The sequence below is a fragment of the Chroococcidiopsis cubana SAG 39.79 genome (assembly GCF_003991895.1).
GTDB classification, from domain to species: Bacteria; Cyanobacteriota; Cyanobacteriia; order Cyanobacteriales; family Chroococcidiopsidaceae; genus Chroococcidiopsis; species Chroococcidiopsis thermalis.
The window spans coordinates 12,240-27,096 of record NZ_RSCK01000087.1; the positions used below are offsets into that span (position 1 = coordinate 12,240).

Genomic DNA, 14,857 nt, shown 5'->3' on the forward strand with positions numbered 1-14,857 from the left:
TCTCCTTTGTCTCAAAGAAAACAGTACAACAGGTCATCCATCTTGTGGCACAATCGCACAGTCATCTCGAACCATTATTTCGTTTAGCAGGCTATACTTTATTATCTTTATTTTTATTAGATCTGCTAGCAATTCTGATTCCTTTCAATTTTACTAATTCCGTGTGGGAGTTTCAGCTAGCAAATCAACTTGTAGAACGCGCACCCGTACCAATTTTAGGTCTGATTTTTGTTTTAATTGGAGAATCTCAATTCCGGTTCTTTAAATTTTTATCCTGGCTCAGTTTATTAGGAGGAATTTTATATTTTTTGCTCTTACCATTAGCGATTAGCGCTATTGTCAGAATTGACCAACAAAGTTCAACTCAAATTGCCACAAGATCGGCACAAATTCAGCAATTAAAAGAACAGATAAATAAAGCCCAAACATCAGCAGACATAGCAGCAATTTTAAGCCGCATTAATCCTCAAGCAACTCCGCCAGAAATAGGAAATCCAGAGGTAGTTAAACAACAATTGCTGGCTAGCTTATCTCAGAACGAGCGATCGCTTCAAGCCCAAGCAGCTAGCCGCGAAAATAATCTTGGAACGCAAATCAAAAATACAATCAAAATATCTTTAGGAGCGCTCATCTCTGGAACTTTCTTTCTAGTTATTTGGCAGAAAACCCGCAAAATCGTCAACCAAAGTCAATTTGGATCGTAGGTGCAGAATCAGAGAGCAGGGAGCAGTGACCAGTGACCAGTGACCAGTGACCAGTGACCAGTGACCAGTTAACAATCCACTACACCCCACACCCCACAACGCACCGACCTCCCACACGGCGCTGGCTCCCCTACACCCGCATCAACACCCACCACTTTCTTACCAATTACCAACTACCAACTACCATCAGTGCTAACTTCTAGCTTCCCACTCACTTTTTCCAATCATAAATTTCCTTGCCACTAAGCAGAAATTATGTTAATAAAGTCGAGATACAAGTTAAAGTAGCAGCCAGCAGCAAGGGTGATGAATTCATTCTGGAAATCGTCAGGAATATTACTGGGAATAAGCTTGGGGGCGATCGCGCCATTGCCAAACTCAAACTCAACGTTACAAATAGTTACGGCTCAGCCTTCTCAAGCTCTGCTAGAACTGGGTTTAACGCGAGCGACAATTGACCAAAACGATCGCGCGATCGCGCCAAATACTGCATCTCAAGACACTGTTCAAGACACTGTGACAACTCCCAGTCTGTGGTGGGCAAAAGAGCAGTTTGGTGGAGATTTGCTGAGTCATTGGCTGGCTTATCCCGCTCAACAAAATGGCGATTCAGGACGCATCGACTTGCAAGTAAAACGGCAAAATTGGAATTCTTTAGACTATATTCAACAATACGAGTTCGTGCATCATTTTGGTACTGATGCTATGGATCGCGGCTATAATCTGAGAGTTTTCAACGAGCAAAAGCAACTTCTAGCCACTTACACTTGTGACTTCAGTGCTATTCCAACTCAATGTCAGATCGATCTTGATGCCAACAGCAAATCGATGATTCGTGGCGGAAGTCAGTTTGGGATGATGCGGTAATTGGTAGTTGGTAATGGGTAATTGGTAGTTGGTGAAAGGCGCTCTTGCGCTCTTGCGAGAGGTTTCTTTGCGACTCTCCCTCAGCAACCTTGCGCTCCCGATCGCTCCCTCAGCTCTCTTCCCCCTGCTCCCTATCTGGTAAAACGCATAATTTCTCGCCCTAAAGTTAGCAACCCTGTCACGCCTAAAGAGACAAAAAAGACGTAAGGATACCAGTATTGGTGAATTTGTTGCTGGCGGGTAAGTTGAGGATGCAGGGTGTAAATAAACAAGGTTAGTAAAGCGATCGCCAGTGCGCCAAAACCAACAAAACTCAAGCCAACTAAGATTCTGGCTGGCTGTAACTCCACATCGCTAATCGCATCGAGATCGATTTCTGCTAACACGCTTAACGAGTCTTCCGCAACCTCTGAAGCCGATTCGATTTTAGCTGCTAATGGCTGCGATACAACTGGGACGATCGCGGCTACAGCTTGACGGCGGATTAATCCTTCCGTATCTCGTAATATTTCTAAAGGTTTGCGATCGGTAATTTCAATCGATTCGCGATCGCTGACTTGATACCTGACTTTCCGTCTAATAGGCTGGTATTTCGGCTCGAAGTCCATAAGACACGCTGAAAACTAAGCTGAAAAAAATAGAGACGTAACATGGCACGTCTCTACACTTTAGCTTTTAGGCAGTGTTTTTTTGTAATTCCTCTAACCGTGCTAGAACTTCCGTGCTGTGAATGGCAGGATTTACCTTCACAAAAGTTTCGCGTAAAATCCCATCTGGGTCGATGAGAAAACTATGACGCATCGAAACAACACCAATCCACGAACCGTATGCTTTACTCACTTCCCCTGTGGTATCTGCAAGCAAAGGGAATTTTAACCCTTCTGAATCGCAGAATTCAGCATGGGAATCGGATAGAATCAGCACTCACGCCAATAATCTGAGCATTTTTGTCGATGTATTTGGGTAAGTCTTGCTGAAACCGCTTGGCTTCTAGGGTACAGCCTGCTGTAAAGTCCTTGGGATAAAAATAAAGTACGACCCACTGACCGCGCAAGTCGGAAAGGGAAACTTCTCCATCTCCCGTATTGGTAGGTAGGGTAAATTGCGGTGCGGGTTGGTTCACTGGTGGTAGTTTACCCCCAAGCGCTAAGGCTGGGGTAGCAAAATGACACCAAACCAAAATAGACAAGCAACACGCAAAAACAGAAGTTAAAAAAGTACGACGAGATATCATGATGTCAACTGCAAGTCAGTTAACATAAGTTTACATTAGTCATCGCTGCGATCGGAATCCGCAGGTAAAGATGGTTCTACGTGAGATGCAGGTGGTGATTCTGCTTCTGATGTGATGCTCTCAATATATTGACTATCGAGCAGAAAAGTACCGCGATCGAACCGGACGACCCAATATCCCCCAGGACGGCGATCCGTAACTATCCCTTCTTCCCGCAGACGAATTGTATCGGGAGGACGCAGCATCGGCATCGGCTCGGCGGTTTTAATGTAAGGTGGCAAGGCGATAACTCGGACCGTTTCGCCTATGGTGAATTCTTTTGTCATTGGTAATTGGTAATTGGTAATTGGTCGTTGGTCGTGAGTCACTAGTTATTCACAAATGACAAATGACGGATGACTAATGACTATAGGCACTCATATTTGATTTCTGAAATATGCGTAAGTGCGTTACGCGACGCGATTGCACACCCTACTGTACTAATAACCAACCATCATTACCCATTACCTATTACCAAATCCATTATGGAACTTGCCAGATTTTTTGATGATAGTCTACCGCATTAGCGTAAGGATCTACAGGCGGGTGGTGATGGTCGTGGTGGTGATGATGGTGATGGTCGTGGCTATGAGAATGCGTGTCACCTGCTACAGCTGCTAGGCGGAATTTGCACATCTCGCAATTCATCTGGACTTGACCTAAATGGGTTTCGATTTCTCTCTCTCTGAGAATGCTAAATAGGAGCGGATGCAGTCCTATTTCTGGCAAACAGGCGATTTCAATTTGGGGATATTTTTGTTGCTGTTGAGCTGCGACATCAAAAATCTTTTTAACTAGCGTACCCGTAAAGAGAAAGTGAGGTAAAACAACAATCCGTTTTGGCTGATAGAGTAAAGCACGTTGGAACCCTGCTTCTAAGCGCGGGTGCGTGATGCCGATAAAGCAGGTTTCTACAGTAGCATAGCCGCTACCTTCCCAGAGAATACGGGCGAGCTTGCAAGCGTCGCCATTAGCATCAGGATCGCTAGAACCGCGACCGACAAATAATAATACAGTGTCTGCACGCTGAATTTGAGGATGGTCTATTTCTGCTAGACGCGATCGCCACAAATCGAGAATTCCGGGCGTAATCCCAAAATGCCGTCCGTAGTAAAATTTGAGCTGCGGATGTCTGGCTCTAGCGCGATCGAGTTCGTTAGTTACATCAAATTTGTTATGCCGTGCGGCAAACAGCAAAATTGGCAGCACGGAAATTTCCGTAAAACCCTTCTCGATGCATCGATCTACCCCTTCCTGAATTGTTGGTTCCGTCAGTTCCAGAAAGCAGGGTAGAACTGGTCTAGAGGTATCTAAAGCTTGGTATGCAGAGGCAAAATCTAGCAAGCTCTGCCGTCCAGCTTCATCTCTAGTTCCATGACCGATCAGTAATAGAGGACGCTGTAGCGGCAGAGGTGGTAATTGCAAAGAAATATCTTCCAACGGAGTTAAATGGCGATCGCTAAGCATTGAGATTTTAGCTCCTTTCCCGTGCGACGCAGGAAATAGCGTGAGCGGATAACAGCACAGGCATTCTGGCTTACTATTCGTCATCGTTCATCAGTCATTTATCATTTGCAGTTAGAGCAACAAATGACAAGTGACAAATGACAAGCGACAAAATCATTTACAGCTGCGGCACAGCCTCGGACTTACACCGATGTTTCCCTATGCTATTACAGTTCACTTGTGCCTAGATATCTTAACTGATTTGACCTACAACAAAAATACTGGGGGAGGGGGTATCAGTGACCAGTGACCAGTGACCAGTGACCAGTGACCAGTTATCAGGGAGCAGGGAGCAGTTGATTTTGACTTTTGAATTTTTTGACTTTTGACTTTCTTAGAGTTCGCCTCTTTGTCCCTTCCAGCCTCGTTCTTGTCTCATTTGCTGTAGTTGTTGTTGCTGTTGTGGGGTTAATACTGCATCAAACTGAGATTTGGCAGATTGACGAATTTGTTGCATTTTGGTTTTCTGCTCTGGAGTTAGGTTGAGAGAAGCTAACGCTTCGCGACGGCGTTGTCTGCTTTCTCTAACGGTTTTGAGTTGTTCCCGCTGTGCTGGTGTCATAACTGCTTCGATTTGGGTGCGGGTATTGCGACGGATTTCGGCAATTTTATCTCTTTGTTCCTGAGTTAGCCCCAGTTTTTCAAGTCGAGGTGGAATTTTATCTTGAGCTTGGGCTATTTGCAATCCTGGTGCAACGGGTTCAGCTTGAGCTGCTAGCGGTACGGTGGCAATACTCAAGGCGATCGCGCTGGCTAATAAAGGGATAAGTTTAAATTGCATGGTAGCGTTCTCTGGCGTTTCTAAGATTTGATATCACCATCATAAAAATCGAAAAACCGCGATCGCCTGTGGAGAAAGTAACGAATTTAACTATTACTTTAGTCATGATGGTCATTGGTCACTGGTCACTGGTCACTGGTCACTGACCACTGGGTGCAGTCCTGCGGTAGTCTAGATCGAGTGACTCAGATTTAAGCTATAAATGCTGCTTTAGTATGTCCTCTAACGCCTCACCCACGGTTTCCAGCCCTACCCGCACAATTCGCATCGGTTCGCGCAAGAGCCAATTGGCTTTAGTTCAAACTTATTGGGTGCAAGAACAACTGCAAAAAGCTTTTCCAGATCGCACTTTTGAAGTCCACACCATGTCTACTCAAGGGGATAAAATTCTCGACGTTGCCCTTGCCAAGATTGGTGATAAAGGGTTATTTACTAAAGAGTTAGAAGTGGGGATGCTCAATCAGGAAATTGATTTTGCCGTACATTCCCTGAAAGACTTGCCGACTCGCTTACCGGAGGGGTTGATGTTGGGAGCGGTCACAGAAAGAGAAAATCCGGCAGATGCTTTAGTATTACATTCTAAGTATAAAGATAAACAATTCGATACATTGCCAGAAGGAGCCGTCATCGGGACTTCCTCTTTACGCAGACTGGCACAACTACGCTATCACTTCCCCCACCTAGCATTTAAAGATGTGCGTGGTAACGTAATTACACGCCTGCAAAAACTCGATGCTGGAGAATATGATGCCCTAGTATTGGCAGTAGCGGGACTACAAAGACTAGGATTAGGCGATCGCGTCGATCGGGTCATTCCAGCAGAAATCTCCTTGCACGCTGTCGGACAGGGCGCTTTGGGAATAGAATGTCGTGAGGGTGACGAAGAAGTCTTATCTCTAATTAAGGCGATCGAAGACGTACCCACACGCGATCGCGCTCTTGCCGAACGTGCCTTTTTGCGGGAATTAGAAGGTGGCTGTCAAGTGCCTATTGGCGTTAACACTAGCCTTGAGGGAGATGTGCTAACTCTCACGGGTATGGTAGCTAGTTTAGACGGGCAAAGATTGGTTAAAGATACCGTAACTGGTGCGCCTACAGAGGCAGAAAAGCTTGGCATCGAATTAGCCCAACGCCTTCGTCAACAAGGAGCGCAAGAGATACTAGCCGAAATCTTCGCGCAAATTCAACGCGGACAGGTATTGTAGAGACGTTACGTATAGAGACGTTACATGTAACGTCTCTATACAGAGCGACCTTTACCAATCTACTCACCACTCACTACTCACTAAACATGCGAATTTTGTTTGTTGCCGCAGAAGCAGCGCCAGTCGCCAAAGTTGGCGGAATGGGCGATGTCGTCGGAGCGTTACCGAAAATTCTTAGAGAAATGGGGCATGACGTGCGAATTTTTCTGCCCTATTATGGCTTTCTACCAGACAAAATGGAGATTCCCCAAGATCCAATCTGGTCTGGAGCTGCCATGTTTCAGGATTTTAAGGTTTACGAAGCCGTGCTGCCTGGAACTGATGTCCCCTTGTATTTATTCGGGCATCCGGCATTTGCACCCCGTCGCATTTATTCTGGGGAAGACGAACACTGGCGTTTCACTTTGTTTGCTAACGGCGCAGCAGAATTTTGCTGGAACTATTGGAAACCCGATATTGTCCACTGTCACGATTGGCATACAGGGATGATTCCCGTTTGGATGCACCAATCGCCTGATATTACCAGCGTATTTACGATTCATAACTTGGCTTATCAAGGTCCCTGGCGCTGGTATTTAGAGAAGATTACGTGGTGTCCTTGGTACATGCAAGGACATAATACAATGGCAGCGGCGGTGCAATTTGCCGATCGCGTGAATACAGTTTCTCCAACTTATGCCAAACAGATTCAAACGGCAGCTTATGGCGAAACTCTTGAAGGTTTAATGTCTTTTATTAGCGGTAAATTATGGGGTATTGTTAATGGAATTGACGTTGATGTTTACAACCCAGAAAACGATAAATATATTGCTAAATCTTTTACAACTGAAACGCTAGAACAGCGGAAGCCAAATAAAGTTGCCATTCAAGAAGAAGTGGGGTTAGAGGTAAACTCCAAAGCCTTTTTAGTGGGAATGGTGACGCGGCTGGTAGAACAGAAAGGCATCGATTTGGCAATCCAAATTTTAGATCGATTTCTCTCGTATACCGATGCCCAAATTATTATTTTAGGCACGGGCGATCGCTACTACGAAACTCAATTATGGCAGATGGCATCGCGTTTTCCCGGGCGGATGGCAACGTATTTACTCTACAATGATGCCCTTGCCCGTCGTATTTATGCTGGTAGCGATGCCTTCTTGATGCCAAGTCGATTTGAACCCTGCGGTATCAGTCAAATGATGGCGTTGCGTTATGGTTGCGTGCCGATTGTGCGTCGTACTGGCGGCTTAGTTGATACCGTAAGTCCCCACGATCCTGAAAATAATGTCGGTACGGGTTATTGTTTCGATCGCTACGAACCCTTAGACCTTTATACCTGTATGGTACGTGCGTGGGAAGGATTTCACTACAAACCCAACTGGCAAAATTTACAACAACGGGGAATGCAACAAGACTTCAGTTGGTATCAGTCGGCAAAAGAATACGTGAAAATGTATAACTCCATGTACGGCACTACTGAGGAAGTAGAAACACCTCAACCGCAAACAGAAGAATTAATTCCCAAATAATTGATTGGAATAAACATCCATTGTAGGGGCGGGTTCACTAGAAATATTTCCTCACAGCTCACAATCTCAATAAACCCGCCCCGTCGATGTCATGTATTAATCGATCCATCCTGACCAAAATAGTAAAAGCGTCAGCGATCGCAGGTGATATGTTTACGTAGATCGGTGGTGGGCATTGCCCACCCTACTATAAAAGCTATTACCAACTACCAATCACCAACTACCTACTACCTACTCTTCCTTCTCTGGCTTTACCCCTCTACCTTCCATCGGAGTAACTAACACTTTATCTACTCGATTACCATCCATATCCATCACTTCAAACTGCAATAATTCCCAGGCAAAACTATCTGTAGCAGCAGGAATGCGACCGAGATGAGTAATCACAAAACCGCCTAAAGTTTGATAACTACCTCTATGTTCTTTGGGAATTCCTTCAATATCAAAAATTTCAAAAAATTCATCTACAGGTAACATCCCATCCAACAACCAAGAACCATCTTCCCGTTGCACTGCCATTGGTTCTTCTAAGTCACCTGCATTGGGGACATCACCGACAATTTCCACCATGATGTCATTCAGCGTCACCAATCCTTGAATCACGCCGTATTCGTCTACCACCAATGCCATGTGAATGCCCGTTTGCTTAAATAATTCTAAGATTTTTAATCCCCTAGTACTTTCGGGAACAAATATGGGTTGTCGCAACGATACGGTAAGGTCGAGGGCTTGACCGGACAAACAACGCTCTAACATATCGGTAACGTGACTAATTCCCAGAACGTTATCTAAACCCTCCTGACAAACTGGAAAGCGGGAATGACAGCTATCGAGAATTTTTTGGCGATTTTCTTCAGGGGTGTCCTCCAAGTCCAGCCAAACAATATCAGGACGTGGTGTCATCAAAGCACTAACGGGGCGATCGCCTAACCGAAATACCCGTTCTACCATATCTTGTTCGGCAGCCTCAAACGTCCCCGCTTCCGTACCCTGCTCGATTAAAACGCGAATTTCTTCTTCTGTCACTTGCGGATCTGTCGAAGGTCTAATCCCCAATAGCCGCACGACAAGATCGGTTGAGGCACTGAGCAAATAAACTATAGGAGCAGCAAGCCTTGCCAAAAACCGCAACGGCATAGCAACAACAGTTGCAATCTTTTCTGGGTAATTGAGCGCTAATTGTTTGGGTACGAGTTCCCCAATAATTAGCGTTAAATAAGTAACGAGTAAAACAGCACTCACAGAGGCGATCGCGCTGTTGTATGCCGCAAGTCCAGGTACTAAACTCACAAGTGGAGCCAGCCTAGTTGCTACAGCCGATTCTGCAAAAGCACCAGATAAAATTGCTAGTAGCGTAATGCCAATTTGCACGCTAGCTAGAAACTGATTGGGAGCATTCGCCAGGTCTAGAGCTACACGAGCTTTTTTATCCCCCTGGTTAGCCAGACTTTGTAGCCTTACCTTCCTTGCCGAGACGATCGCGAGTTCCGACATCACAAAGATGCCATTGGCAAATATCAGTAGGAGAATCGTCAGAACTTCAAGAGAAATGGAGGACATTAGTTTTAATTGTTGCTGCTACTCTGGGCAAGCGGTGCTGAATGTTGGCTACCTATTATCCAGTATCGGAGATCTTTTCATCTCCAGTTTCTCGCTTCCAGGTCATGATGCAACAATTTTTCATAGAATCTCAATTGGATGGAAGAGTAGTATAAGTAACTATACTTAGTTAGGGAGCAGGGGGAAGAGAGAGTTGCCCAGCTGTAGGGCGTAGACGCGAAGCGGCTTCTCGAAGAATAGCCCTTCTCGGAGAATGAGGGCTGAGGGAGAGTCGCGGAGCAACTACCAACTACCAACCACCAACTACCAACTACCAACTACCGATTACCCTTCCCCCTATTGTGGTTGAGAATTTTAGAATGGAGAAATAGCATCTATCCCGTTGCAACTTTCCGTCTGCTGTAGCTAATAACTTATGGCTTTTTCTTCTATCGTGCGTGCCTTAGGGCGATCGCCACTGTCAACCGAACTCATATCTAAACTCAATCGCCAGCAGGTTTGTTCTCTCAATGGCGTTTCGCGCTTGCCTAAAGGATTGGTGGCTTCGGCTTTAGCACAAGCACAACAGCGTCACCTACTCGTTATCTGCGCCACTCTGGAAGAAGCCGGACGCTGGACAGCTCAACTCGAATCGATGGGATGGGATCGAGTCCATTTTTACCCAACCTCAGAAGCATCGCCCTACGAACCCTTCGACCCCGAAACCGAAATGACTTGGGGACAGATGCAGGTGTTGGCAGATTTGATTGAGGAAACGGGAGGAATGCGGGACAAGGGGGACAAGGAAGCGTCGCCCTCACTCCTCACTCCTCGCTCCTCACCCCTCATTGCGATCGTCGCCACAGAAAGAGCCTTACAACCCCACTTACCACCAGCAGACGTGTTTCAACCCTATTGTCTGACGATTAATAAGGGGATGGAATTCGATTTGGGTGACTTTGGCGATCGCCTTGCAGCAATGGGTTACGATCGCGTACCCACGGTAGAAACCGAAGGACAATGGAGCAGGCGCGGCGATATCGTTGACGTGTTTCCCGTCTCTTCTGAATTGCCCGTGCGTTTGGAGTGGTTTGGCGATGAAATCGAACAAATTCGCGAGTTCGACCCAGCGACTCAACGCAGTTCTGTAGGTGGCACGGCACTTGACAAGATATCACAAGTCGTGCTTACACCAACCAATTTTGCTCCCATCGTTAAAGCAGCACTAACGGAGGAACAAACAGAAATTGTTAAAACCTACCTTTCCCCAGAAGAACGAGAACTATTCGACGCAGGAAATGACCCAGAAGGTAGCCGCCGCTTTCTGGGTTTAGCTTTCCCCCAACCCGCATCCCTGCTTGACTATTTACCCAAAGATACGATTATCACCATTGACGAACTAGAACTATGTCAAGCACATAGCGATCGCTGGGTGGAGAACTCTGAAGAACAATGGCAGTTGATGATAGGGAGTAGGGAGCGCTTCGGTGCCGGGAGCGGGGAAGAAGGAGACAAGGGAGACAAGGGGGACAAGGAGGACAAGGGAGACAATCGCCAATTACCAATTACCAATTACCAATTACCAAGAGTCCACCGCACATTTGAAGACTCTTTAGCAACAGCCCAAGGATTTCAAGAATTATATTTATCGGAATTAGCAGTTGAAGAAAGCCCCTCAGCTAATTCTGCTTATGTGACTCCCCTCAATCTTGCCAGTCGTTCGATTCCCGTTACGCCTCATGCGTTCGGGAAGTTAGCAGAGACAATTCGACAAGAACGCGATCGCGGTTTTTCAACTTGGCTGATTTCGGCTCAACCATCCCGTTCTGTCTCCCTATTGCAAGAACATGATTGTCCCGCCCAATTTATCCCCAATCCTCGCGATTTTCAGGCGATCGATAAATTGCAACTTCAGCGTACACCTGTGGCGTTGAAATATTCGGGGGTAGCAGAATTAGAAGGTTTTATTCTGCCTACATTTCGTCTGATGGTGGTGACTGACCGCGAATTCTACGGTCAGCACAGCCTCGCTACCCCTAGCTACATCCGCAAGCGCCGCCGCGCCGCCTCGAAGCAAGTCGATCCGAATAAGTTGCGTCCGGGGGATTTTGTCGTTCACCGGAATCACGGGATCGGCAAGTTTTTGCGGCTGGAAAGTCTGACGATCGATCGCGAAACGCGAGAATATTTAGTCGTGCAATATGCCGATGGTTTGTTGCGCGTCGCCGCCGATCAACTCGGTTCGTTGTCTAGGTTTCGCGCCACCGACAGCAAGCCGCCAGAACTGAACAAAATGTCGAGTAAGGCGTGGGCAAACACGAAAAACCGTGCCAGAAAAGCAATTAAAAAACTAGCGGTGGATCTGCTGCAATTATATGCTCAGCGATCGCAACAATCGGGTTATGCTTATCCAATTGATTCTCCTTGGCAGGTAGAATTAGAAGATTCTTTCCCCTATCAACCGACAACCGACCAACTCAAAGCAACTCAAGATGTCAAGCGTGACATGGAGAGCGATCGCCCGATGGATCGTTTAGTCTGTGGCGATGTGGGTTTTGGTAAGACTGAAGTAGCAATTCGCGCTGTTTTCAAAGCTGTCACAGCAGGTAAGCAAGTAGCTTTCCTTGCCCCTACCACCATTCTGACGCAACAACATTACCATACTTTAAAAGAACGCTTTGCCCCTTATCCGGTAAACGTCGGCTTACTCAACCGCTTTCGGAGTGCCGAGGAACGAAAAGATCTACTCAAGCGATTGGCGACGGGTGAATTAGATATTGTGGTCGGGACGCACCAACTACTAGGTAAAGGTGTCAGCTTCCGCGATTTGGGACTATTGATCATCGACGAAGAACAAAGATTTGGGGTCAATCAGAAAGAAAAAATTAAAGCTTTGAAAACTCAGTTAGACGTGCTAACTCTTTCTGCGACTCCCATTCCCCGCACCTTGTATATGTCATTGTCGGGAATTCGGGAGATGAGTCTGATTACTACGCCGCCTCCCTCCCGCCGACCGATCAAAACTCACCTCGCACCTTACGATACTGAATCAATTCGTAGCGCCATTCGTCAAGAACTCGATCGCGGCGGACAAGTTTTTTATGTCGTTCCGCGTGTGGAAGGAATTGAAGAGACAGCAGCGACTTTAAGAGAAATTGTTGGCGGGGCGAGAATTGCTGTCGGACACGGACAATTGGATGAAAACCAATTAGAATCAACAATGCTTTCCTTTAGTAATGGGGAAGCCGATATTTTGGTTTGCACGACAATTATTGAATCGGGCTTAGATATCCCGCGTGTGAATACAATTCTAATTGAAGATGCTCACCGCTTCGGTTTATCCCAACTCTACCAGTTGCGGGGGCGTGTCGGACGGGCGGGAATTCAGGCTCATGCCTGGTTATTTTATCCCAAACAACGGGCGCTATCCGATACCGCAAGGCAGCGTTTGCGGGCAATTCAAGAATTCACCCAACTCGGTTCTGGCTATCACTTGGCAATGCGCGATATGGAAATTCGCGGTGTGGGAAATTTGTTAGGCGTAGAACAATCCGGTCAAATGGATGCAATTGGTTTCGACCTGTATATGGAAATGTTAGAAGAAGCCTTGCGCGAAATTCGCGGTCAGGAAATTCCGCAAGTGGAAGATACGCAAATCGATTTGAATTTGACAGCGTTTATTCCCACAGATTACATTACCGATTTAGACCAGAAGATGAGTGCATATCGGGCTGTAGCAGCGGCAAAAACTAAGGAAGAGTTAATCCAACTTGCCGCAGATTGGAGCGATCGCTACGGGGCAATTCCCACAGGTGCAACTCAATTATTGCGCGTCATGGAATTAAAACAACTAGCAAGAAAATTAGGATTTAGTCGCATCAAACCCGAAGGTAAACAGCACGTTGTTTTAGAAACTGCAATGGAAGAACCAGCTTGGAATTTGATGATTGCCAACTTACCTGATAGTTTGCGATCGCGCTTTGTTTACTCGCCTGGTAAAGTCACCGTGCGCGGTTTAGCAGTTCTCAAAACGGAACAACAATTGCAAACTTTAATTGATGCTTTGAGCAAGATGCAAGGTGCAGTTCCAGAAACGGTGATGGTTTGATTGGTAATGAGTCATTTGTAGGGGCGGGTTTATCGCGGGACTCTGGCATATATAGCAGTTCTAAATGATTTGTAAAGTAGGCTTCTAGCCTGCGGCAGGCTAGAAGCCTGCTCCACGTTCATGAATCAAATAGGATTGCTATACGAACAGCTAGATGAAAAACCCACCCTACGCTTTGATTTTCCCCACCTAAATTGCCATACGTGCATATTGGTTAGTAATCTACCGTATAAACATATCGATCGCTTGTAGAACAGAAAAATTTGTAGTCTTCAGTTTGGCAAGCGATAACTTCGTTCAGCAACGCTTACGCAGTATTTAAACACGATTTTAGTATTTTTACTTACAAAATATGGCTCGAAGAAAATTTAGTATTCTTTGAGACAATTTTGCCATTTTGTTAATAAATTGAAACTTTTTGTAATGAAGTTAACAGCAGTTTTAAAAATCCAAATTATACTATAAATATGGATTGTTTCTATAAGCAGAAACGATCGGGGATCGAAAATAAAGGATTAGTTTTCTATGCAAAAAGTACTAAATTCAAAAAAATTAGGCTACGACTTATTATTTACATTACAAAAGGCAAATTTTATCAACTTAGAAGAGTTGCAGCGCTTTTTCCAAGATTTGCCAGTAGATCCATACATTAAGGGTAACTATCGCCGCCGCCGTTTATCCCGTTTTAGCATAACAGACGGAAAAGTGGTGAAATTACCTCACGGTCGCTTATTTCAGAGCAAAGAATATAATCCTGTAGTAGGAGATATTCAAAGAGAGTTCCATGAAATTGATGATGCTCTGGTAGTGCATGAAGATTTTACAAGATTGCTGTTTGCCTTTAATGATGCTTGTAAATTGTATTCTGACTCTCGGGAAATTGGCGTGCATCAAATTAGAACAACTTGTTCGGCAACCAATTTTGGCAATCCAGCACCAGAGGGAATACACCGTGATGGGACAGATCTGATTGCGATCTTTTCTATCGGACGTAATAATGTCCAAGGGGGAGAGACGCACTTATATAGATCTAAAAAGGAAAGTCCTGTGTTTAATAAAACCCTCAACCCTGGAGAACTTTTGCTACTTAACGATCGCGAATTTTTCCATTACACGACTCCCGTTAAACCTCTAAATGATGAGACCGATGGAACGAGAGACGTGTTTGTATTAACTTGTCCGAGTCTGCTGTCGTAGTCGTTGTCACTTATAGGGGCGCACAGATGTGCGTCCTTAACACACCCTACACCCTACACCCTACGTCCTATTTCAAGTCAAAGATCGGGTAGTGATATGGAAGTAGTGATGAGGTATAATCCTTGCCCTACAACGATTTCAGGCAATATTTGTAACATATAAAAAC

Annotated in this window: 13 protein-coding genes, 1 pseudogene and 1 riboswitch; of the genes and pseudogenes, 7 read left to right on the forward strand and 7 right to left on the reverse strand. The window is 45.5% G+C overall.

Annotated elements, in window-relative coordinates:
• The 3 genes from hpsJ-A to DSM107010_RS29830 all read left to right on the forward strand — a co-directional run.
• Window positions 1-704: HpsJ-like protein, cyanoexosortase A-associated (gene hpsJ-A / locus DSM107010_RS29825; RefSeq protein ID WP_127024620.1), on the forward strand; the 704-nt coding region annotated here is incomplete at its 5' end.
• Between the two features lie 53 nt (window positions 705-757).
• Window positions 758-907 (forward strand): hypothetical protein, encoded by a 150-nt coding sequence (locus DSM107010_RS38875; protein WP_158631898.1) that lies wholly within the window; start codon window positions 758-760, stop codon window positions 905-907.
• 103 nt (window positions 908-1,010) lie between these two features.
• A complete protein-coding gene (locus DSM107010_RS29830) occupies window positions 1,011-1,571 on the forward strand; it encodes a hypothetical protein (protein WP_127024614.1) in 561 nt (186 codons plus the stop codon).
• A 131-nt stretch (window positions 1,572-1,702) separates the two neighbouring features.
• Here the strand turns inward: DSM107010_RS29830 and DSM107010_RS29835 are convergent, their stop codons facing one another.
• The 6 genes and pseudogenes from DSM107010_RS29835 to DSM107010_RS42520 all read right to left on the reverse strand — a co-directional run bounded on the left by DSM107010_RS29835 (window position 1,703) and on the right by DSM107010_RS42520 (window position 5,246).
• Window positions 1,703-2,179: a hypothetical protein gene (locus tag DSM107010_RS29835; RefSeq protein WP_015155025.1), complete on the reverse strand. Its 477-nt coding sequence runs from the start codon at window positions 2,177-2,179 to the stop codon at window positions 1,703-1,705.
• Between the two features lie 67 nt (window positions 2,180-2,246).
• Window positions 2,247-2,805 (reverse strand): annotated as a pseudogene (locus DSM107010_RS43210) (peroxiredoxin).
• Window positions 2,806-2,840: 35 nt separating this feature from the next.
• Entirely contained in the window at window positions 2,841-3,131 is a 291-nt protein-coding gene (gene sipA, locus DSM107010_RS29845; protein ID WP_015155023.1) for a regulatory protein SipA, read from the reverse strand.
• A 196-nt stretch (window positions 3,132-3,327) separates the two neighbouring features.
• A complete protein-coding gene (locus DSM107010_RS29850) occupies window positions 3,328-4,311 on the reverse strand; it encodes a sirohydrochlorin chelatase (RefSeq protein WP_106167932.1) in 984 nt (327 codons plus the stop codon).
• A gap of 42 nt (window positions 4,312-4,353) precedes the next feature.
• Window positions 4,354-4,547: riboswitch (cobalamin riboswitch) on the reverse strand.
• 137 nt (window positions 4,548-4,684) lie between these two features.
• Window positions 4,685-5,131 carry a Spy/CpxP family protein refolding chaperone gene (locus DSM107010_RS29855; protein ID WP_106167931.1) on the reverse strand — a complete coding sequence of 149 codons (447 nt, stop codon included), beginning with the start codon at window positions 5,129-5,131 and terminating at the stop codon, window positions 4,685-4,687.
• Window positions 5,121-5,246 carry a hypothetical protein gene (locus DSM107010_RS42520; RefSeq protein ID WP_255410053.1) on the reverse strand — a complete coding sequence of 42 codons (126 nt, stop codon included), beginning with the start codon at window positions 5,244-5,246 and terminating at the stop codon, window positions 5,121-5,123. The genes DSM107010_RS29855 and DSM107010_RS42520 overlap by 11 nt, the downstream gene beginning before the upstream one ends.
• Window positions 5,247-5,346: 100 nt before the next feature.
• Here DSM107010_RS42520 and hemC point away from each other — a divergent pair, with 100 nt between their 5' ends.
• Together hemC and glgA are read left to right on the forward strand one after the other, a co-directional pair.
• Entirely contained in the window at window positions 5,347-6,336 is a 990-nt protein-coding gene (gene hemC / locus DSM107010_RS29860; RefSeq protein ID WP_015155020.1) for a hydroxymethylbilane synthase, read from the forward strand.
• Between the two features lie 86 nt (window positions 6,337-6,422).
• Window positions 6,423-7,847, forward strand: a complete 1,425-nt coding sequence (gene glgA, locus DSM107010_RS29865) for a glycogen synthase GlgA (protein WP_015155019.1) — start codon at window positions 6,423-6,425, stop codon at window positions 7,845-7,847.
• A 231-nt stretch (window positions 7,848-8,078) separates the two neighbouring features.
• Here glgA and DSM107010_RS29870 read toward each other — a convergent pair whose 3' ends face one another.
• Window positions 8,079-9,407 (reverse strand): hemolysin family protein, encoded by a 1,329-nt coding sequence (locus DSM107010_RS29870; protein ID WP_015155018.1) that lies wholly within the window; start codon window positions 9,405-9,407, stop codon window positions 8,079-8,081.
• Window positions 9,408-9,822: 415 nt separating this feature from the next.
• Between DSM107010_RS29870 and mfd the strand changes: the two genes are divergently transcribed.
• Both mfd and DSM107010_RS29880 read left to right on the forward strand, forming a co-directional pair.
• Window positions 9,823-13,494 carry a transcription-repair coupling factor gene (gene mfd / locus DSM107010_RS29875; protein WP_127024617.1) on the forward strand — a complete coding sequence of 1,224 codons (3,672 nt, stop codon included), beginning with the start codon at window positions 9,823-9,825 and terminating at the stop codon, window positions 13,492-13,494.
• A gap of 525 nt (window positions 13,495-14,019) precedes the next feature.
• On the forward strand, window positions 14,020-14,691 hold the full coding sequence (locus DSM107010_RS29880; protein ID WP_015155016.1) for a 2OG-Fe dioxygenase family protein: 672 nt from the start codon (window positions 14,020-14,022) through the stop codon (window positions 14,689-14,691).
• The last annotated feature ends 166 nt before the right edge of the window (window positions 14,692-14,857 follow it).

Coding starts and splice junctions, on each gene's coding strand:
- DSM107010_RS29830 (WP_127024614.1), top strand. CDS start 1,011: ATGAATTCATTCTGGAAATCGTCAGGAATATTACTGGGAATAAGCTTG.
- DSM107010_RS29835 (WP_015155025.1), bottom strand. CDS start 2,179: ATGGACTTCGAGCCGAAATACCAGCCTATTAGACGGAAAGTCAGGTAT.
- sipA (WP_015155023.1), bottom strand. CDS start 3,131: ATGACAAAAGAATTCACCATAGGCGAAACGGTCCGAGTTATCGCCTTG.
- DSM107010_RS29850 (WP_106167932.1), bottom strand. CDS start 4,311: ATGCTTAGCGATCGCCATTTAACTCCGTTGGAAGATATTTCTTTGCAA.
- DSM107010_RS29855 (WP_106167931.1), bottom strand. CDS start 5,131: ATGCAATTTAAACTTATCCCTTTATTAGCCAGCGCGATCGCCTTGAGT.
- DSM107010_RS42520 (WP_255410053.1), bottom strand. CDS start 5,246: ATGACCATCATGACTAAAGTAATAGTTAAATTCGTTACTTTCTCCACA.
- hemC (WP_015155020.1), top strand. CDS start 5,347: ATGTCCTCTAACGCCTCACCCACGGTTTCCAGCCCTACCCGCACAATT.
- glgA (WP_015155019.1), top strand. CDS start 6,423: ATGCGAATTTTGTTTGTTGCCGCAGAAGCAGCGCCAGTCGCCAAAGTT.
- DSM107010_RS29870 (WP_015155018.1), bottom strand. CDS start 9,407: ATGTCCTCCATTTCTCTTGAAGTTCTGACGATTCTCCTACTGATATTT.
- mfd (WP_127024617.1), top strand. CDS start 9,823: ATGGCTTTTTCTTCTATCGTGCGTGCCTTAGGGCGATCGCCACTGTCA.
- DSM107010_RS29880 (WP_015155016.1), top strand. CDS start 14,020: ATGCAAAAAGTACTAAATTCAAAAAAATTAGGCTACGACTTATTATTT.